This is a genomic window from Devosia sp. XGJD_8 (assembly GCF_046614475.1).
GTDB lineage: Bacteria > Pseudomonadota > Alphaproteobacteria > Rhizobiales > Devosiaceae > Devosia.
Genome location: NZ_JBKJHF010000002.1, coordinates 559,541 through 579,629, shown reverse-complemented (window position 1 = coordinate 579,629; position 20,089 = coordinate 559,541). Strand labels below are relative to the sequence as shown.

The 20,089-nt window shown below is 64.6% G+C and carries 16 protein-coding genes; 8 read left to right on the top strand and 8 right to left on the bottom strand.

The window, feature by feature from the left end:
* Positions 1–153: 153 nt before the first annotated feature.
* Together ACLI1C_RS18310 and ACLI1C_RS18305 are read left to right on the top strand one after the other, a co-directional pair.
* Positions 154–1,746: a hypothetical protein gene (locus ACLI1C_RS18310; RefSeq protein WP_411398986.1), complete on the top strand. Its 1,593-nt coding sequence runs from the start codon at positions 154–156 to the stop codon at positions 1,744–1,746.
* Positions 1,733–2,386 carry an ATP-binding cassette domain-containing protein gene (locus tag ACLI1C_RS18305; protein WP_411398985.1) on the top strand — a complete coding sequence of 218 codons (654 nt, stop codon included), beginning with the start codon at positions 1,733–1,735 and terminating at the stop codon, positions 2,384–2,386. Before ACLI1C_RS18310 ends, ACLI1C_RS18305 begins: the two co-directional genes overlap by 14 nt.
* A 44-nt stretch (positions 2,387–2,430) precedes the next feature.
* Here ACLI1C_RS18305 and ACLI1C_RS18300 read toward each other — a convergent pair whose 3' ends face one another.
* Positions 2,431–4,449 (bottom strand): hypothetical protein, encoded by a 2,019-nt coding sequence (locus ACLI1C_RS18300; RefSeq protein ID WP_411398984.1) that lies wholly within the window; start codon positions 4,447–4,449, stop codon positions 2,431–2,433.
* Between the two features lie 48 nt (positions 4,450–4,497).
* Positions 4,498–5,787: an adenylosuccinate synthase gene (locus ACLI1C_RS18295; RefSeq protein ID WP_411398983.1), complete on the bottom strand. Its 1,290-nt coding sequence runs from the start codon at positions 5,785–5,787 to the stop codon at positions 4,498–4,500.
* Between the two features lie 159 nt (positions 5,788–5,946).
* On the opposite strand from ACLI1C_RS18295, the gene ACLI1C_RS18290 reads away from it, so the two are divergent.
* Positions 5,947–6,891, top strand: a complete 945-nt coding sequence (locus ACLI1C_RS18290) for a DMT family transporter (RefSeq protein ID WP_411398982.1) — start codon at positions 5,947–5,949, stop codon at positions 6,889–6,891.
* 57 nt (positions 6,892–6,948) lie between these two features.
* On the opposite strand, the gene serA is transcribed toward ACLI1C_RS18290, so the two are convergent.
* From serA to ACLI1C_RS18265, 5 genes are all read right to left on the bottom strand, one after another.
* Positions 6,949–8,532: a phosphoglycerate dehydrogenase gene (gene serA, locus ACLI1C_RS18285; protein ID WP_411398981.1), complete on the bottom strand. Its 1,584-nt coding sequence runs from the start codon at positions 8,530–8,532 to the stop codon at positions 6,949–6,951.
* 69 nt (positions 8,533–8,601) lie between these two features.
* The gene (locus ACLI1C_RS18280) at positions 8,602–9,777 is read right to left on the bottom strand and encodes a phosphoserine transaminase (RefSeq protein ID WP_411399082.1); all 1,176 of its coding nucleotides are present in this window, start codon (positions 9,775–9,777) and stop codon (positions 8,602–8,604) included.
* Between the two features lie 208 nt (positions 9,778–9,985).
* Positions 9,986–10,978 (bottom strand): squalene cyclase, encoded by a 993-nt coding sequence (locus ACLI1C_RS18275; RefSeq protein WP_411399081.1) that lies wholly within the window; start codon positions 10,976–10,978, stop codon positions 9,986–9,988.
* 72 nt (positions 10,979–11,050) lie between these two features.
* Positions 11,051–11,452: an OsmC family protein gene (locus tag ACLI1C_RS18270; protein ID WP_411398980.1), complete on the bottom strand. Its 402-nt coding sequence runs from the start codon at positions 11,450–11,452 to the stop codon at positions 11,051–11,053.
* Between the two features lie 118 nt (positions 11,453–11,570).
* Positions 11,571–12,539: a LysR family transcriptional regulator gene (locus ACLI1C_RS18265; RefSeq protein WP_411398979.1), complete on the bottom strand. Its 969-nt coding sequence runs from the start codon at positions 12,537–12,539 to the stop codon at positions 11,571–11,573.
* A gap of 138 nt (positions 12,540–12,677) precedes the next feature.
* Between ACLI1C_RS18265 and ACLI1C_RS18260 the strand changes: the two genes are divergently transcribed.
* From ACLI1C_RS18260 to ACLI1C_RS18240, 5 genes are all read left to right on the top strand, one after another.
* Complete coding sequence (locus ACLI1C_RS18260) at positions 12,678–13,190, top strand: TRAP transporter small permease (protein WP_411398978.1); 513 nt, start codon at positions 12,678–12,680, stop codon at positions 13,188–13,190.
* Positions 13,187–14,464 (top strand): TRAP transporter large permease, encoded by a 1,278-nt coding sequence (locus ACLI1C_RS18255; protein ID WP_411398977.1) that lies wholly within the window; start codon positions 13,187–13,189, stop codon positions 14,462–14,464. Before ACLI1C_RS18260 ends, ACLI1C_RS18255 begins: the two co-directional genes overlap by 4 nt.
* A gap of 26 nt (positions 14,465–14,490) precedes the next feature.
* On the top strand, positions 14,491–15,480 hold the full coding sequence (locus ACLI1C_RS18250; protein WP_411398976.1) for a TRAP transporter substrate-binding protein: 990 nt from the start codon (positions 14,491–14,493) through the stop codon (positions 15,478–15,480).
* Positions 15,481–15,569: 89 nt separating this feature from the next.
* Positions 15,570–16,565: an AraD1 family protein gene (gene araD1, locus ACLI1C_RS18245; protein ID WP_411398975.1), complete on the top strand. Its 996-nt coding sequence runs from the start codon at positions 15,570–15,572 to the stop codon at positions 16,563–16,565.
* Positions 16,566–16,717: 152 nt separating this feature from the next.
* Positions 16,718–17,848, top strand: coding sequence for an iron-containing alcohol dehydrogenase (locus tag ACLI1C_RS18240; protein ID WP_411398974.1), 1,131 nt, complete (start codon positions 16,718–16,720; stop codon positions 17,846–17,848).
* 26 nt (positions 17,849–17,874) lie between these two features.
* Here the strand turns inward: ACLI1C_RS18240 and ACLI1C_RS18235 are convergent, their stop codons facing one another.
* Positions 17,875–20,088, bottom strand: a complete 2,214-nt coding sequence (locus tag ACLI1C_RS18235; RefSeq protein ID WP_411398973.1) for a glycosyl hydrolase family 95 catalytic domain-containing protein — start codon at positions 20,086–20,088, stop codon at positions 17,875–17,877.
* Between the last annotated feature and the right edge of the window lies 1 nt (position 20,089).

The window sequence follows — 20,089 nt, the reverse complement described above, 5'->3', positions numbered from 1 at the left end:
AAGCACGGAGCAGCACCTCCCCCTTGATGGGCTCCGACCCGTCCCGCAGGGCAAATCGCTCCAGTGGAGCGATTTGAGGAGAGGAGGCTGGGAGGGGGTGACGGCCAGGCACGATGCCTTGGCTTGGCCCCTCCCGGGGATCGGTCGAGATCAATGCTGACCCTACCCCACCGGCCCTTGCGCATCGGGGCTGCCATCACCCTGGCCGCCGCCATCGCCACCCTGGTTGCCCTCGTCCTCTGGGCCATCCTGGCGGCCACCACCGGCGCCGAGGGGAACGCCTCGCGCATCGACATCCCGCACCTGCTGCGCATGACCTCGATCCAGGCCGGCCTGACCACCGTACTTTCCCTCGCGGTCGGCACCGCGCTCGCCTGGTCGCTCAATCGACTGCGCTTTCCCGGTCGGGACCTCGTGGTCGGCCTCTTCGCCTCGGCCATTGTCACCCCCGGCATGGTCGTCGCCTTCGGCCTTCTCTCCATCTGGGGCCGCAATGGCTGGATCAACCAGTTGAGCGAGGCCCTGTTCGGCGTCTCCATCGGCAATCCGGCCTTCGGCCTCTCGGGCATCCTCTTCGCCCATGTCATCCTTGATGGCGCCTTCGCCGCCCGCATCCTGCTGGCCCGGCTCGACGCAATTCCCGCCGCCCGTCTCAAGACCGGCCAGTCGCTCGGCCTCACGGCCTGGCAGCGCTTCGCCATCATCGATTGGCCTACCCTGCGGGGGACCATGCCCGGCCTTGCGGCCATCATCTTCCTGCTGGCCTTCACCAGCTTCCCCATCGTGCTGCTGCTGGGCGGCGGCCCGGCCAACCAGACGCTTGAAGTCGCCATCTATGCCGCCGTTCGGCAGGATTTCGATCTCGCCGGCGCGGTGCGTCTGGCCGCCACCCAGATCGCCGTCTGCTCGGCCGTCATTCTGGCGGCATCTGCCATGGGTCCCATTCCCACCAGTCTGGGCACTTCGGCCGCGCCGCGCTGGCGCGATGCTGCCCCTGCCCGCCTGCTCCAGGCACTTGTGCTGGCGCTCTGCATCCTCGGCTTCGCGCTGCCGCTGCTGTCGGTACTGTTCGATGGCCTGGCTTCTGGCCTGGGCAGCCTGCTCGCCCGGCCGGCCTTCTGGTGGGCTGCCGCGAGCAGCCTGTTGATTGGCGCTGCCTCAGCCATACTGACACTCGTGCTGGCCATGCTGCTCGCAATGGGCCGCGGCGCCACCGCCGACGGTCCGCTGCGCACCCTGCTGGGCATGCCGGCCTATGCCTATCTGGCCGTGCCTGCCGTCGTCCTCTCGCTCGGCTTCTTCCTCCTGGTGCGCCAACTCGGCATCGCCCCCGCCACGGCCGCGCCCTTCGTCGTTATCCTGGCCAATAGCCTCCTCGCGCTGCCCTTCGCCATGGCCACGCTTGGCCCGCCGCTCGAAGCCATTGCCCGCAGTCGGGGCAAGCTGATCCGCTCGCTTGGCCTGTCCGGCTGGCGTCAGTTCGCTGCCGTTGAATATCCTCTTCTGGGTCGCGATATCGGCGTCATGCTGGCTCTGGCATTCTGTTTCTCGCTGGGTGACCTGGGCGTCATCGCGCTATTCGGCACCCAGGATTTCCAGACCCTGCCGCTGATGATGTTTCGCGCCCTGGGCTCCTACCGCAGCAATGATGCCTCGGCCATTGCCGCCATCCTGCTGATCGGCACCATCATCGCCTTTATCGGCCTGCCCCGGCTCGTTGAAAGGATCGCCAATGCTGCGCGTTGAGAACCTGACCTTCGCCCATCCCGGCCAGGCGACGCCCTATGTCTTCTCGTTCGAGGCTGATGCCGGCGAGATCACCGCCATTTCAGGCGTCAGCGGTTCCGGCAAGTCCACCCTGCTCGACCTTTTGGCCGGCTTCCTCGAGCCCACCAGCGGGAAGGTGACACTGGATGGTCAGGACCTGCTGCCATTGCCGCCCGAGGCGCGGCCGGTCTCCCTTCTTCTGCAGTCGGAAAGCCTGTTCGATCATTTGAGCACCACCCGGAACATTGCCTTGGGTCTGCCTTCGCGCACTGACAAGGCACAGGCCCTTCAGCGCGTGGCCGATGCGCTCGCCGAAGTCGGTCTTGAAGGCCTTGGCGATCAGCAGGCCGCGACGCTGTCGGGTGGGCAGAAGCAGCGTGTCGCCCTCGCCCGAACCCTGCTGCGCGCCCGGCCGATCCTGCTGCTCGATGAGCCCTTCTCGGCCCTGGACGACGAGACCCGCTCGGTGATCCGTGACCTCGTACGCACTCTCACCACGCGCCATGGCTGGCACACGATTCTGGTCAGCCACCACGCCGATGATGTCGAAGCGCTCGCCAATCGACGCTACGTCCTTGAGAGCGGACGGCTGTCACCAAGTGGCGAGACCAAAAAGTAATCCCCGGACCAGGTCCGGGGATCTAGACTGCCGCCATGAGCGAGTTATTCAGCCCAGGTGGCAAAGACCTTGTCGAACAGTGCCTGCGCCGTCTCATCCTTTTCCAGGGTGATAATGGCGTTGCGCCCCGTGCCATAGACCACAGCAAGGTCCATCCAGCGGCGGTTTTCCAGAAGCTCGGCATTGGTGGTCGCATCGGCCGGCGTGGCGCTCAACGCGAACAGGAACGAATTGCCCACCACCCGGGCGGACGCGCCGACCAGGGCGGTGCCGGGCACCAGTTCCTCATTCTTCAGCAGCACGCCCGGCAGGTTGGCGATTGTGCCACCGATAAAGGTGTCGCTCACCCGGAAGTCGACTTCCATCAGATGGCTTGCCGGCAGGCTGGGATCGGAATTCTTGCGAATGGTGATGTCCACGCCCAGATTGCGCGCCGGGATGCTGGCCGTCGCCTTCAGCGTCGGCAGGCCGAGCTCGTCGACCCCTTCGCTCCATTCCACTGTGCCCGAGAAGGGCACGGCGCCAGTGGCACCATCCTGGCTGGCTTCCAGCAGCAGGGACTGGCTGCCCGCCAGCACGGCCGGATCGACCGAAGCAGCGGGGTCGTTTGCCGCGAGTGCTGTAGCATCCTCGCCCGGCAGGCGTTCCTCGCCCTTGTCCTCGCCAGCATTCACATCGGGAAGTACGGACTCCGTGCCTGTCGGCTGCACGGGCTCTGGCGTCGGCTCGAGGCGATCCTCAATCTGCACGCCGTCCAGTTCGGTACCGGCCAGGCCATTGGTCGTGGTTGGCGAGGTGTTGCCCGGGCCGACCGCGGCATCGGTACCGGTATTGGCCGGCTGAACCGGGTCCAGCGTTGGTGTCGTGGTCGTCGCATCGGCTGTCTCGGTCACCGCAACCTGGCCGAACATCTGGTCGAGATCGACATAGCCCTCGCGCCAGGCCCAGAAGCCCGCGCCGCCGGCGCCGGCCAGCAGAATGGCAAACACGACGAGGAATATGGTCAGCCCGGAGCCGTTGTTCTGCTGCAGAGGTGCATCGGCAAAGCCCGAATCGTCGGCATCATCGGCGGCCTGCATCGCGGCAGGCGCACCAGCCATGGAGTCGGGCACTGGTGTAGCCGTCTCGCCGCGCGCTTCACGGTCGAGGGCCTCTATGGCGCGTTCGATCGCCCCTTGCGCTTCACTCGGATCGGGCTCGACCTCGACTTCGCGGACGCTCGACAGGGCCTTTTCGACCGGCGGCGCTTCCAGCACGGCAATAGGCGCTGTCACCTGTTGCCGCGCCACGGCGTGATTGCCCATGGCCGGCTCGACACGCACAGGAGACCGCACGATTTCGCTGGTCGAATTAGCAGCCAGCGGCGGGGGATCCCGGCGCAGCTCGAAACTTGGTCCCTTGAGCGGGGCTTCCATGGACCGGACATTGGACGCCGGCTGCAGCGGCGAGCTTGGCCCCGTCTTGGACGCCTCGGCGCGGGCAACGATCGAGGGCATCGACCGCAAATCGGACTTCAGCTCGGGCTTTTCGGACGGCTTTTCTTCGTCCTTGACCAGCTTGACCGGTGCTCCGGTCGTCTCGGCTGCCTGCGAGATGATGTCCTCGATAGACATGTTCTCTTTGGCAGGCGCAGCCTTGTCCTCGGACTTGGGCACATCGACGGGCGCTGCAGGGCCCGCCGACAGGGAAGCATCAGCAGACACCGGTGTGTCAGCGGGCTTGGGAGTATCGACTGGCTTGGGCTGTGCAGCGACCGGCGCCGGAGTCGGCTCGGGAGCAATCGGCGCGGGGTCGGCCGGCGCTGCCGCATGCCGCGAACCCAGCACGTTCTCACGACCGAGCGTTATGACGGCTTCACTGGCTTCCTGCTCGACCTGGCGGATGCAATCTTCGAGCTGCAGGCGATGCTGGGTAATATCGCGCGCCGGCAATGGGGGCGTGATGGCGCGCAATTGCCCCACAAGGGCGGAACGCGCCTTCTCATAGACAGCCCGGCGGGCGGCCCCATTGTTCTCCGGAAGCGCCGAGATGGCCCGGCGCAACAGCTCCTTGTAGTCCGCCATTGGTTACTTGGTACTCACAATTGCAGCGACGTCTTGTAGCAAAAAAAATCAGTCTTGGAATGGGTCAACGACAAGGATGGTATCGAGCCGCTCGGGGCTCGTCGACAGCATGGCCACCGGCGCCCCGATTTGTTCCTCGATATACCGGACATATTTGACTGCCTGCGCCGGTAGATCGGCCCAGCTGCGGGCGCCGGCAGTCGTCTCGGACCATCCTTCAAGGGTCTCGTAAATCGGCTTAACCCGCGCTTGTGCCCCCATTGAGGCAGGCAAATAATCAATCCGTGATCCGTCCAGCTCGTAGCCGACGCAGACCTTGATCTCCTTGAGGCCGTCGAGCACGTCGAGCTTGGTCAGCGCGATGCCCGAAATGCCGGAGGTCTTGACCGTCTGCCGCACCAGCACCGCGTCGAACCAGCCACAGCGGCGGGGCCGGCCGGTATTGACGCCGACTTCGCGGCCGACGGTAGCCAGGTGCCGGCCGATATCGTCGTCGAGCTCGCAGGGGAACGGGCCCTCGCCGACGCGGGTCGTATAGGCCTTGGTGATGCCGAGCACATAGCCGATCGCCGTCGGCCCCAGGCCCGAACCAGCCGCGGCCTGGCCGGCGACGGTGTTGGAAGAGGTCACGAAGGGATAGGTGCCATGATCATTGTCCAGCAGCGCACCCTGGGCGCCCTCGAACAGGATGCGCGCGCCGGCCTTGCGCTTGTCGTCCAGCACCTTCCAGACCTGGTCCATGAACGGCAGGATTTCTGCGGCAACGCTGGTCAGCTCATCGTAGATCTTCTGCGCCTCAATCTCGACCAGGCCCATGCCGCGGCGCAGCGCATTGTGGTGGCCGAGCAGGCGCTCGATCTTGACCATCAGCGTATCGGGCTCGGAAAGATCGATCAGGCGGATGGCGCGGCGGCCGACCTTGTCTTCATAGGCCGGGCCGATGCCGCGCTTGGTCGTGCCGATCTTGAGACCGGAATTGGAGTCTTCCCGGATCGCGTCCAGCTCGCGGTGCAGCGACAGGATCAGCGGCGCATTGTCGGCAATGCGCAGGATCTCCGGGGTGATCTTGACCCCCTGCCCGCGCAGCTTGGCCATCTCCTGGACGAAATGGTGCGGATCCACCACCACGCCATTGCCGATGACCGAGAGCTTGCCCTGCACGAGACCGGAAGGCAGCAGTGCCAGCTTGTAGCTGACCCCGTCGATGACCAGTGTGTGGCCGGCATTGTGGCCGCCATGATAGCGCACCACCACGTCGGCGCGCTCACTGAGCCAGTCAACAATCTTGCCCTTGCCCTCGTCGCCCCACTGCGAGCCGACGACAACCACATTAGCCATAGAAATACCTTCTCCAGGATAGGCGTGACACAAAGAGCGTGGCGCAATCGCCGCACCCTTCTCCCTTTGGACGTCTGTCCTCCCGGCCACCTTGGGTGTGATTTTGATCGTGGCCGAATAACTGCTAAGTCCGATTGTCCTTACATCACCCGGGCGACGATGACAAAGCCGCTAGACCACGAAAATCGCGGCATTTCGGCCCGCCTGCTCGACCAGCCCTACCTCCTGCTGATTCTGGCACCACTGTTCTGGGGCGGCAATGTCGTGGCCGCCAAGCTGGTCGTGGGCGAAATCGACCCATTTCTGCTGCTTGCGGCGCGCTGTGTGGGTGCAACGCTGTTCATCCTGCCCTTCGCCTGGCCCTACCTCAAGGCAGACTGGCCCGTGATCCGCCGCACCTGGCCGCTGGTCATGAGCTTTGGCGCCTTGGGCTATGCGCTCTACAACGTGCTGCTCTATGTCGGCCTGACGACAACGACGGCGGTCAATTCGTCGATCGAAACGGGCGCGCTGCCTATGATGATTCTGGCGGCAAACTTCATCGTCTTCCGGGTGCGGGCCACCTGGCTGCAGATCGTCGGCGTCCTGATCGCGATCACCGGCGTCATGCTCACCGCCACCCACGGCGATCTCACCCGTCTCCTGACCCTCGACATCAACGTTGGCGACGGCTTCGTGCTGCTCGCCTGTCTCACCTACACGGCCTACACGCTGGCCCTGCGCTTTCGCCCGGCTATCCACATGATGAGCTTCATGGGCGTCGCGTTTATGGGTGCCGCCATCACCGGCCTCGTGATGTTGCAACTCTTCGGCCCGGGCATCGGGTCCTTTTCCACCATTCCAGCCATGTCGCCCACCGTCTGGGCGGTCCTGGTCTATGTGATGATCTTTCCGTCCATGTTCAGCCAGGTCTTCTACGCCCGCGGCGTCGACCTGGTCGGCCCCAACCGCGCCGCGCCAAGCCACAACCTGATCCCGGTATTCGGGGCAATTGGCTCGGTTCTGATCCTCGGGGAGCGGCTGGAACTCTACCATTACCTCGCCGCGGCGATCATCATCGGTGGCATCGTCCTTGCCGAATGGGCCGCCCGGCGGCGACGCTAGAAATGCAGAAGGCCGACGCAAAGCGCCGGCCCTCCAAGCGATAAACGCCCTTGGCCTCTAGAACCGCAGGGACTTGGCCTGCTTGACGCCTTCGAGCGACGCGATCTCGGCCAGCTGGGCCTCGGTCAGCGTCCCGTCGATGGAGACGAGCGCAATGGCGTCCGATCCCACCTCGACGCGACCGAGATTGAAGTTGGCGATGTTGATGCCAAGCTTGCCCAGCAGCGTGCCGAGACGGCCGATATGGCCCGGCTTGTCCTCGTTGGTGACATAGAGCATGGACGGCGAGAGTTCGGCTTCCATGTTGATATCCTTGACCTGGATGATGCGCGGCTTGCCATTGGCAAACAGCGTACCCGCCACGCCGCGCACCTGGCGCTCGGTGGTGACGGTCAGCCGGATGTAGCCCTCATAGGCGCCCTGACGGTCACGCGTGGTGGTTTCCACCGTGATGCCGCGATCCTTGGCGATCTGGGGCGCCGAGACCATGTTGATGTCGCCCAGCGATGGCTTGAGCACGCCATTGATGGCGGCCGCAATCATCGGCTTGATATTGAGCTGGGCCACATTGCCCTCGAACTCGATCTTGACGCCGCTGATCGCCGTTTCGGTCAGCTGGCCGGCAAACAGGCCGAGCGTTTCGGCCAGCTTCACCCAGGGGGTGAGGATCGGGGCTTCCTCGGCCGAGATGGACGGGAAGTTGAGCGCATTGGTGATCTCGCCAGTCATCAGATAAGCCGAAATCTGCTCGGCCACCTGCAGCGCCACGTTCTCCTGCGCCTCGGTGGTCGACGCGCCCAGGTGAGGCGTGCAGATCACGTTGGGCAGTTCGAACAGCGGATTATTCGCGGCCGGCTCCTCAAGAAACACATCCAGCGCCGCGCCGGCGACCTGGCCGGACTTGAGCGCCTCATAGAGCGCCGCTTCATCGATCAGGCCGCCGCGGGCGCAGTTGATGATCCGCACGCCCTTCTTGGTCTTGGCCAGGGCCTCGGCATTGATGATGTTGCGCGTCGCATCGATCAGCGGCGTATGCAGCGTGATGAAGTCGGCACGGCTAAGCAGTTCATCCAGCTCGACTTTTTCGACGCCCATGGTCTGGGCACGTTCCGGCGTCAGGAACGGATCGAAGGCGACGACCTTCATCTTGAGGCCGATGGCGCGGTCGGCCACGATCGAGCCGATATTGCCTGCCCCGATCAGACCCAGCGTCTTGTTGGTCACCTCGACGCCCATGAAGCGGTTCTTCTCCCACTTGCTGGCGCGGGTCGAGGCATCAGCCTCCGGCAGCTGGCGGGCCAGCGCGAACATCATGGCGATGGCGTGTTCGGCGGTGGTGATGGAATTGCCGAAGGGGGTGTTCATCACGATGATGCCCTTCTTCGTCGCTGCCGGAATATCGACATTGTCGACGCCGATGCCGGCACGGCCGATCACCTTGAGATTGGTGGCCGCGGCGATGACCTTCTCGGTCACCTTGGTGGCCGAGCGGATCGCCAAACCGTCATAGTTTCCAATGACTTCGAGCAGCTTTTCCTTGTCCTTGCCCAGATCGGGCAGGTAGTCGACCTCGACGCCATTGTCCTTGAAAATCTGGACCGCGGTGGGGCTGAGCTTGTCGGAAACGAGAACCTTGGGCATGACGCCCTCCTTGATTCCGTCACATCTGTGAACGGTGAATGAATGTATCGATCGGGGGAATACAATGGCTCAGGCGGCAGCCTGACCCAGCGCGGCCTTTTCCTCGGCAAAGGCAAAGTCCAGCCACGGCACCAAAGCGGCGAGATCGGACGTCTCGATGGTCGAGCCGGCCCAGATGCGCAGGCCCGAGGGCGCGTCCTTGTAGGCGCCGATATCATAGGCGACGCCCGCCTTGTCGAGGCGCGACACGATGGCCTTGGCAAAGGCTGCCTGCTTGTCGGCATCGAGGGCCGTCACCGCCGGATCGACGATGGAGAAACAGACCGAGGTGTTGGACCGGTTGGCCGGATTTTTGGCCAGGAAGTCGACCCAGTCGGTCTTGGCCACCCAATCGGCCAGCACCTTGAAATTGGCATCGGCGCGCGCCTGCATGGCCGAAAGGCCACCCAGCGACTTGCCCCATTCCATGGCGTCGATGGCGTCTTCGATGCAGATCATCGACGGCGTGTTGATGGTCGCGGCCTCGAACACTTCCTCGAGCAGCTTGCCGCCCTTGGTGAGGCGGAAGATCTTGGGCAGCGGGCGATCGGGCTTGAAGGTCTCGAGCCGCTCGACGGCGCGGGGCGACAGGATCAGCACGCCATGGGCGGCCTCGCCACCCAAAGCCTTCTGCCAGGAGAAGGTGACGACATCGAGCTTGGCGAAATCGAGATTCTGCGCAAAGGCCGCCGAGGTGGCGTCGCAGATGGTCAGGCCCTTGCGGTCGGCGGCGATCCAGTCGCCATTCTCGACGCGCACGCCCGAAGTGGTGCCATTCCAGGTAAAGACCACGTCGCGGTCGAAATCGACCTGGGTGAGGTCCGGCAATTCGCCATAGGGCGCCTTGAGGATGCGCACGTCGTCCAGCTTGAGCTGCTTGGATACATCGGTGACCCAGCCCTCGCCAAAGCTTTCCCAGGCCAGCATGTCGACGCCGCGGGCGCCGAGCATCGACCACAGCGCCATTTCGACGGCGCCGGTATCCGATGCCGGGACAATGCCGATGCGGTAATCGGCGGGAACTTCGAGCAGTTCGCGCGTCAGGTCGATGGCGCGCTGGATGCGGGCCTTGCCCGGCTTGCTGCGGTGCGACCGACCGACCAGCGCATTGGCCAGCGCTTCAACCGTCCAGCCAGGACGCTTGGCACAGGGGCCCGACGAAAAATTCGGATTAGCCGGTTTCACCGCCGGCGCGGTCAGGGGCATTGCAGCCATCTTCAGCGACCCTCCCAGGTCTATGCGTCTCGCGTTAGGGCGAGATGTCCTGAGGCGGGAGATACGCCCGATGCCGGGGCGCCGTCAATAGCGCATTTGGAGGGTGTCTGTTGGTGTGTAACTCAGCGTGTCAGCCAATGAGGTTGGCAACGGGTGCGGGGCGGTTCGACAGCTTGCGGCCGGTCGCGAAAGCCGACGTTCAGCCCGATCTTCTTTCGGCATGCAAGCCGTCCCACCATCGCAGCACTCTGAGCGCTCTGAGCGTGATCCATGGCGAAGGTTTGCCAGGCCCATCGTCCATGTGAAACCAGACCCGCCCGGGGGTCTGCCAGTCCAGAAACCAGGCGCCGCTTTCATCCCGCTTGGACCGGAGAATCCCTATCGCTTCGCCGAGGCGCTCGTCGGGCTGGGCGCCGGGGGACTGCATGCCGCTTGCGCGAAAATAGTGCAGCCCTCGCAGGATGTCGTAGCGCCAACGGTTGGGATAGAGGAGAGCAAGGAACGCCTGATCTGCAATTTCTCCCGTTTCGGCACGCCGGAACAGGCTCCGCTTGAGGAGGTACTCTTCTCCCGACTTGCGGGCAGCCCTCGACGCTTCCGTTCCGCCGGTGGCGATCTCGTATTCAAGCAGTCCCTCGAGCACGTTGATCGTCGTAGCAAAGGAAGACCGGCGCGACCCATTGCAGCGCTCACAGTTCCAGCCGCCGTCCGGCTGAACCTCACCGACCAGCCTTTCAACGATGGGTGTCACGTCGACACCGAAATAGGCGCCGTCGGCGACAGTTCGACCGTTGATGCACTCCTCGACCTCTCCCTCCCAGTAAGGCTGACTGCCTTCCTCCCAGCGAGAATGCCTGCCGATCAGCTCGACGGTACGCCGCGCCCGGTCCGATGCCGGGTCGAGACCGAATTCGCGAAGCTGCGTCAGTGCAAAGCAGGTCGCCGTCCACGGTTGTCCCAGCGTCTTCCACCTGGACCAGTCGAAATCGCTTGGGGCGAAGGCGCCACCCGCCCACTGGCCATCGTCGTCCTGCAAGGCCAGAAGACGGGCGCCCCAGCCCTCGGTTTCCACCTTTCCGCGCTCGGCGCGCCACGCGGTTTCCGGGGCGTCCAGGAGGTCGCGCATGACCTGCCATCGAAGCGCCGGATCGGTATCGGAAAGCCAACCAATCACATGATCATGATCTGGCATTGATGTGGACTTTGCAGGGGGCAATGCGGCCACTCTAACATCATGCGGTGATGTGGCAACGCGCGCGGACGCCTAGTCGTTCAGCGTAACCGATATGCCCCTGTTCAGTGAATTCATGGCCATCGATATCTCACTCGTTCGCCGGATCAAGTCGGCCGCGTCGGAGCCATCTTCCATCTGTACCGAAACACGCATTGCCGCATTGGTGGCTATGAGAGGCTCACCCTGCAAGGTCACCTCTACCTCTATGCCAATATCCTTTATCTTGAGGCCCGCATTGGCAGCGACGTAGCGCAGATCATTGGCAAAGCACCCGCCAATTGTCAGGCCCAGCAACTGGGCACCGTTGAAACCCAGCCCAAGACCGCCCGCTCGGCCTTGAGGCCTGTCGATGACAATGGTGTGGCCGTCTGCCCATCCCAGTGCGGCTTCCGTGCCTGCCACATTTCTGATCTCGATCGTTGAAGTCTGCATGGGCTTCGTCCTCCAATGTTGCATACTGCAGGCATCCAACAAGGGTTGTCAGCTATGCGAGAGTTTCGCGCCTGACGTCCGGTGACATGCGCTCCGTGGAGCGCTGCCCCGCCCCCAGTCACGCCAGAACCAGCTCCGCCACCCCCGCCTGCGCTTCGGGCACCGCGTCGGTGCCGACGAGCTGCTCGATGAACATCCGCATCACCGGCGATTCCGTCCGGTCCCAGCGCGTGACCAGCATATAGGGCTCCGACCGGGTGCGCAGGGTCACGGGGAGCACGCGGACGGCGGCCGACTGCGAGAAGAAATTGCCGACATCGGTGGAGAGCAGCGCGACCATCTGGTGGCTATGCCGCATCAGCGACATGGTGGCGAAGGCCGAGGTGGTTTCCACCAGGTTGGTGGGGAACTGCAGGCCATATTCGTTGAATTCGCGCTCCAGGAGGCGCCGCATCGGCATATTGGCCGAGCAGACCACCCAGGGGTAATCGGCCACATCATCGAGGGTCACCGCGCTGAGTTTGGCGCAGGGATGCTGCACGCTGACGGCGATGCACAGCTGCTCATCCTTGACCTTGACGGTGCGGTATTGCTCCGGGCGATGGCTGACGCTGGTGCGGCAAATGGCGATGTCGAGCCGCCCGTCATCGATGAGGTGGAGCAGCCGGGCGCTGGTATCCTCGTGCACCTGGACCGAAAGCTGGGGCTGCTTCTGCAAGAGGCGCGACAGGCCCTCCATGGCCAGCGGCACCGCACCCATGATCATGCCGATCGACAGCCTGCCGCCCACGCCTTCGAGCACCCCCTTCATCTCTTCGCGCAGGTGCTGCATGTCGGTCATCACCAGCCGCGCATAGCGGATCACGCAATGGCCCAGCTCGTTCGGCTCGAGGCCGCGATGATTGCGGATGAACAGCTGCTCGCCCATGGCGGACTCGATTTCCTGCAGCGCCTTGGTGGCCCCCGGCTGGGTCAGCGCCACCGCCTCGGCGGCCTTTTGCACCGAACCATGATCGTCAATGGCGATGAGCAGGCGGAAGTGGCGCAGCCGCAGGCGGGCGGCCATGGAATCGAGGGTCGGCAACATGGGTATAACTCCTCCTCATACCTCTATCAGAACCCATCATTATACAGGCCGTCTGCGGGCCGCTAGAAAATCCGTCATGCGCGAAAGCCGAGAACCGCCATAGTAAGGCGAACCCGATCGTGCATGAGGAGACTGCTGGTGGAGAAGCCCAAATTCTTCGTTTTTCGCTGGATGGAGCACCTGCTCGTCCTGGGCATGACCATGATGTGCCTGCTGGTATTCTGGAACGTGGTGCTGCGCTACGGCCTGCGCTCAGGCATTCCCATTTCGGTGGAACTGTCGCGGCTGATCTTTGTCTGGATCATCATGCTGGGCAGCGTCGTCGCCCTGCGTGAAGGCATGCATATTTCCGTCGACGCCGTGATCAACCGGCTGTCGCCGCGCCTGCGGGTGCTGTCTCTGTGGCTGGCGCATCTGCTGATGCTGTGGTGCTGCTGGCTGGTGTTCCAGGGCAGCCTGCGCCAGGCCCAGGTCAACTGGAGCAACCACATGCCGCTGTCGGGCGTCTCGGTGGGCTGGATGTATGCCGCAGGCATCGCCGCCGCCGTGTTCTGGGCGGCCATCCTGCTCTTCAACCTCTACCGCTCCCTGCGCGGCGATCACAGCCAGCTGCAGCCCAATGCCCTGCCTGTCGAGGTGACCACGCCATGAGTGCCCTGATCTTCCTCGGCTCGCTTGGCGCCGCCATGGCCATTGGCGTTCCCGTCGCCTTCGCCCTCATGGTCTGCGCCATCGCCATGATGTGGATGCTGGGCATGATGGACGCCCAGATTCTCGCCCAAAAGATGATCGATGGCGCCGACAGCTATCCGCTGATGGCCATTCCTTTCTTCATGCTGGCCGGCGAACTGATGACGGCCGGCGGCCTGTCGCGCCGCATCGTCGACGTGGCCATGGCCCTGTTCGGCCACCTGCGCGGAGGCCTGGGCTATGTGGTGATCGGCACTGGCGTGGTGCTCGCGACGCTGTCGGGCTCGGCAATCGCCGATACGGCCACGCTCGCCATCATGCTGCTGCCCATCATGCTCAAGGCCGGCTATCCGGTCGGCCGCTCCACAGGCCTGATGGCCGCAACGGGCATCATCGCCCCGGTCATCCCGCCCTCCATCGGCTTCGTCGTGCTGGGGGTGACCGCCAATCTCTCGATCGTCCAGCTGTTCCTGGCCGGCATCGTGCCGGGCCTGCTCATGGCCAGCAGCCTCGTGGTGGCCTGGTTCATCGTCTCGCGCCACGACAAGACGCCCACCCTGCCGCGCAAGAGCCTCAAGGACGTGCTGCGCGCGCTGCGCGACGCCGTCTGGGCGCTGTTCCTGCCCGTCATCATCATTGTCGGCCTACGCATGGGTGTCTTCACGCCCACCGAGGCGGGCATCGTGGCGGCCGCCTATGCGCTGTTTGTCAGCATGGTCATCTACCGCGAGCTGACCCTCAAGGACCTCTACGGGTGCCTGCTGGCCTCGTCCAAGCTGACCGCCATCATCATGCTGCTGGTCGCCGCCTCCAGCGTCACGGCCTTCCTCATCACCGTCGCCAATGTGCCGGCCCAGGTGATCGGGTTCCTCGGCCCCTTCATCGAGCAGCCCATCCTGCTCATGGCGCTGATGATGCTGGGCGTCTTCATCATCGGCAGCGTGCTCGATTTCACGCCGGCCATCACCATCCTGGTGCCGGTGCTAATGCCGGTGGTCAAGGCGGCCGGCATCGATCCGATCTATTTCGGCGTGGTCTTCATCATCTGCGCCGCCATCGGCATGATCACCCCGCCGGTCGGCGCCGTGCTCAACACGGTGAGCGGCGTCGCCCGCATCCCGCTCGAAAAGGCCGTGGTCGGGGTCATGCCCTTCCTGCTCGCCGAAATTGCCGTGCTGGTCCTGCTGATCCTGTTTCCAGGCATCATCACCGGCCCGCTCGACCTCTTCTACTGAACCGAACAACACACCGGAGGAAACCCATGAAACTGTCCCAACTGCTTGCAGCCACCGCCTTGGTACTGGCCACGGCCAGCCTGCCCGCCGCGGCCCAGACCGCCCGCATCGGCTATGTGCCGGTCGAGGAACACCCGGTCGGCCAGGGCGTCAACAAGTTCGCCGAACTGGTCGCCGAAAAGACCGGCGGGCGCATCGAGCTGCAGAAGTTCGGCAATGGCACGCTCGGCAACGAACCGCAGATGCAGTCGTCCATCCAGGGCGGCATCCTCGAGGTCATGGTCGGCCCGACCTCCAACCTCGTCGGCTCGATCCCCGAATTCCTGATCTTCGACCTGCCCTTCTTCTATCCCGATTTTGCCGCGGTCGATAAGGTCATGGACGGCCGCGTCGGCGATGCGCTGTTCGAAAAGCTCGACGCGCTCAACATGGTGGGCCTGGCCTATTGGGACAACGGCTTCCGCCACATGACCAATGCGGTCCGCCCGATCAATTCGGTCGACGATGTCGCCGGGCTCAACATCCGCGTCATTCCCAACCCGCTGTTCATCTCGACCTTCACCGCGCTCGGCGCCAATCCGGTGCCGCTGCCCTATCCCGAGCTGTTCACCGCGCTCGAGACCCGCGCCGTCGATGCCCAGGAGACTCCGGTCGGCCTCATCCACTCCAGCCGCTTCTATGAAGTGCAGGACCATCTGGCCCTGACCGGCCACGTCTACACGCCCTACCTGCTGCTCGCCAGCAAGGCCTGGTTTGATGGCCTTTCGGCCGAGGACCAGGCGCTCGTGATGGAGGCTGCCCATGAATCTGCTGTCTATCAGCGCGACCTGTCGCGCAATGACGCGGACCGGCTGATCGGCCTGCTCGAAGAAGAGGGCATGGAAGTGACCCGTCTGTCGGACGAAGAAATGGCCCGCATGCGCGAGACCGTTGCGCCCGTCGTCGAGGAATTCACCGAAACCATCGGCGCCGACCTGATCCAGCAGGCACGCGAGGACATGGGCACCGCCAACTAAGGCGGACCCGGCGGGAGGCGGCTGGCCGCCTCCCCACCTGGACGGCCCCCATGGGGTCGTCCCTTTTTCAAGGATAGCGGAGTATTTTCATGCGGCTGATTCAGTTCGAGCCCACCGATGGCGCACGCGCTGTGGGCGTGGTTGATGGCAATAGCATTCTCACCCTCAACGGCACGACCACGGTCCGCCAGCTGGCGCTGGACGCCATTGTCGCCGGCCGCTCGCTGACCGAAGAGGTCAAGGTCCGCGGCACGGGCAAGGCGCATGACTATGACGCGCTGATGGCCGAAGGCCGCGTCCTGCCGCCGCTCGACCACGAAGACCCCGCCCATACCGTGATCGCCGGCACGGGCCTGACTCATACCGGCAGTGCCGCGGCGCGCAGCCAGATGCATGCCAAGATTGCCGGCGCAGAGGCCGAGCTCAACGACTCCATGCGCATTTTCAAATGGGGTGTCGAAGGTGGCAAGCCCGCGGCCGGCCAGGCCGGCGTCCAGCCGGAATGGTTCTACAAGGGCGACGGCTCGATCGTCTCGCGCCCGGGCCAGCCCCTGCCCATGCCCGACTTCGCCCAGGATTCGGGCGAGGAGCCCGAAGTGGTGGGGCTCTATGTCATTGCGCCCGACGGCACCCCCTGGCGCGTCGGCTTTGCGGTGGGCAACGAGACCACCGACCACGTCACCGAAAAGAAGAACTACCTCTACCTGGCCCATGCCAAGCTGCGCTTCTGCGCCTATGGCCCGGAGCTGTTCGTCGGCGACCTGCCGCCAAATCTGGTCGGCCAGGTCCGCATCCTGCGCGACGGCGCAACGCTGTGGGAAAAGTCATTCCCAACCGGCGAGGACAATATGTGCCACTCGCTGGCCAACCTCGAATATCACCACTTCAAGTATGACCAGTTCCTGCGCCCGGGCGATGTGCATGTGCAGTTCATGGGCACCTCGGTCGCCTCGTTCGGTGACGGCATCAAGACCCAGGTCGGCGATGTCTTCGAGATCAGCATTCCCGAATTCGGCCGCCCCCTGAGCAACGCCATCTCCCTGGTCCCGTCCAGGAACGGCCTCAAGCCGATCAAGTCGCTCTAGCGATACCGGCCTCGCATCCGTTCGCGATGCGGGGCCATCCAGCGGCTCGACCCGACCATGGGGCATGGCCGTCGGCCGCGACCTTTGCTAGCAATTGTCGAGCCGGGTCTTTGTTGCACCGGGCCGTTCGGCGACAGAATAGGACAAACCCAATGGCCCTGATCCAGTATCTGACACGCATTCAGTTCGAAGCCGGCGCCATCGCCTTGCTCGCCGAGGAGCTGAAGCTGCTCGGCGTGTCCCGTCCCCTGATCGTGACGGACAAGGGAATCGTTGCCGCCGGCCTGCTCGCGACCGCGCTGGCCAAATCCGGGCTTCCGCAAGACACGTCCGTGTTTGACGATACCCCCGAAAACCCCACCGAGGCTGCGGCACTGCGTGCCGTCGAGCTGTTCAGGGCAGCCGGCTGCGACAGCATCGTGGCGCTCGGCGGCGGCTCGGCGATCGACCTGGGAAAGGCCGTATCGCTCCTGGCCACCCACGAGGGACCGCTGGAACACTATGCGGCCATCCTGGGCGGAATGGGCCGGATCACCCCAGACAAGCCGCCGGTCGTTGCAGTGCCGACCACTGCGGGTACCGGCAGCGAGGTGGGGCGGGCCGCGCTGCTGACCCTGGAGGATGGCCGCAAGCTCGGCTTCATTTCTCCCCACATGATCCCGAATGTGGCCCTGTGCGATCCCGACCTTACCCTGGGCCTGCCGCCCTATCTCACGGCGGCAACCGGCATGGATGCCGTCACCCATTGTATCGAGACGTTCCTGAGCCCCAGGTTCAACCCGGTGGCCGATGCAATCGCCCTCGATGGACTGACGCGCGCGGCACGCTGGATCGAGCCCGCCACGCGCAACGGCAGTGACCCGGCGGCGCGGCAGGAAATGATGATGGCCGCCCTGCAAGGCGGCCTGACCTTCCAGAAGGGACTGGGCGCTGTGCACTCGCTGTCCCATCCGCTGGGGGGATTGAAATCGTTGAGGCTTCATCACGGCACGCTCAATGCCGTGCTGCTGCCGGCGGTGCTGCGTTACAACGCCGTGGGCAATGAAGACAAATATGCCCGCCTTCGTGCCGCGCTGGGCCTTGCGGCACAGGCCGATCTGGGCGCGGAGATCGCCGCCCTTGCCCAGCGGCTGGGCCTGCCGGGGACGCTCGGCGCGATGGGCCTAACCGCAGACTGCTTCGACCAGATCGCCGAGCACGCGGTCAAGGATCACTCGACGGCCTCCAATCCTCGCCCCATCGGCGCTCCGGACTTCCGTCGCATCCTCGAAGAAAGCCTCTAGGGCACCACCGGAGCAGTTCCGCGCCCTCAGGCGCCCATCGGAATTCTCATCTCCCGGCCCAGACCGAAACTGATTGTGCCGCGATAGGGCACTGCCCCCTCGATGTCATAGGCAGTGACCCGGCCATCGGCCCATTCCAGGTTGACGCTGATGCCCCCGCGCGCCCGGAGCCCGCGAATGCGACCGGAGGGCCAGGCATCGGGCAAGGCGGGCAACAGGGTAATGCCGGCCTCGTCGGACTGAACCAGCATTTCGAGAATGCCGGCAGCACCGCCGAAATTGCCGTCGATCTGAAACGGAGGGTGGGCGTCGAACAGGTTGCGGTAGCTGCGCTCGGGATGGATCAGCCGACGGACGACGGAAAAGGCGCGGTTGCCATCACCCAGTCGCGCCCAGAGATTGATGCGCCACCCGATCCCCCAGCCTGTTGCATCGTCACCGCGGATGTCGAGCGTCCGGCGCGCTGCTTCGGCGAGCTCGGGCGTCGTGTGCGGGGCAATCTGCAGCGAGGGGTAAAGCGCATAGAGATGGGATACGTGGCGGTGATGGATTTCGGGAACATCGGCGTCCCAGTCCTCCATCCATTCCTGGAGTTGCCCCTGCTTGCCGATCCGGTCGGCAGGCAGGCGTGCCCGGGCGGCGTCGATCTCGCTGACCAAGGCTGCGTCGCGGTTCAGCCGCTGGGCAGCCGCGCGCGTGGCCGCAAACAGATCGCGCAGGATCTGGCTATCCATGGCCGGCCCAAAGCACAGCGTTGCCCCATGCGGATGAACATTTTCCGGCGAAACCGAAGGCGCGGTCACCAGCAGGTCACTGCCCGGCAGCGGCACGAGAATATCGAGACAGAACCGCGCGGCGCCAGCCAGCAGGGGATAGAGCCGCTCGACCAGCGCATCCGGGAAGCCGGCGAAACGCGCGTGATCCCACAGCTGCGCGCAGAGCCATGCGCCACCCATGGGCCACAGCCCCCATTGCGCGCCATCGATGGGACCCGTCGCCCGCCACAGGTCGGTATTGTGATGCAGCACCCAGCCGCGCGCGCCGTAGTGGATCCGCGCCATCTCCGCGCCGGTCACCGCCAGGTCTTCGACCAGTCCGATGAGCGGCTCAAAGCAGTCTGCCAGATTGGCGGCATCGGCCAGCCAGTAGTTCATCTGCAGATTGATATTGGTGGTGTATTTTGACCCCCAAGGCGGCCGGATCTCCTTGTTCCATATGCCCTGCAGATTGGCAGGCTGCGTGCCGGGACGGCTCGAGGCAATGGCCAGGTAGCGCCCGTAGCGCACATAGAGCGCGGCCATGTCGGGGTCGTTGCCCTCGGCGAAGGCGGCAATCCGCTCATCGGTCGGGAGCGCCGCATTCGACGTTCGGCCCAGATCGATCTCGAACCGGTCATAAAGCGCCTTATGGGCGGCGACATGATCCGCCCGCAGCGCTGACAGCGATTTTGCCGCCGCCCGCTCAAGACGCTCGTTGATCAGCGTCTGCGGATCGCCGGTCACGTCGTCGAAGCGCCGATAGCTGGTTGCGATGTCGATCAGGATCGTCACGGCATCGGCCTGGCTGACAAGGATGCGGCCATCCTCGGCCGTCAGCGCTCCACCGGTATGCAGGACCTTTGCGCGGAAAGCCCAGTTGAGCCGCGCGGCAATGCCGTTTTCGGACCGGTTGCGACCGATATAGCCAAGACCATCCGGATGAAGGGCGGCCGTGCCGGGTTGTTCGGAGACGAAATCGACAGCAAGGCTGATCGCGGCCGGCTGGTCGGCGGTCAATGCGATGACGAGGACGCCATCGGCGGCCGAAATGAAACTCTCCCGGACAAAGCCCGTGCCCGCAACGCTGTAGCGGGTGGTGGCGATGGCAGAGGCGAGATCGAGGCTGCGCCGGTAGTTCGAGAACAGCGTCGCGTGGTTGCAGTCGAGCAGCAGCCGGCCGGCGGGTTGATAGGAGGTCTGCATATAGGGCCGCCCCATCAGGGTCTGGTTGGCCAGGGTCTGCGCGCCCGCATAGTCACCGGCAAAGAGGCGCTGGCGCACCGCATCGAGATGCCCGGGGGCGTCGGGATTGGCGGGCTGGTATGGTCCGCCGGACCACAGCGTATCCTCGTTCAGCGCGAATTCGTCGCGTGTCACGCCGCCAAACACCATGGCGCCGAGCCGCCCATTGCCCAGCGGCAGGGCGTCGGTCCACTCGGCCGCGGGCGAGCGGTACCAGAGGCAATGGGTCGTGTCGTCCATG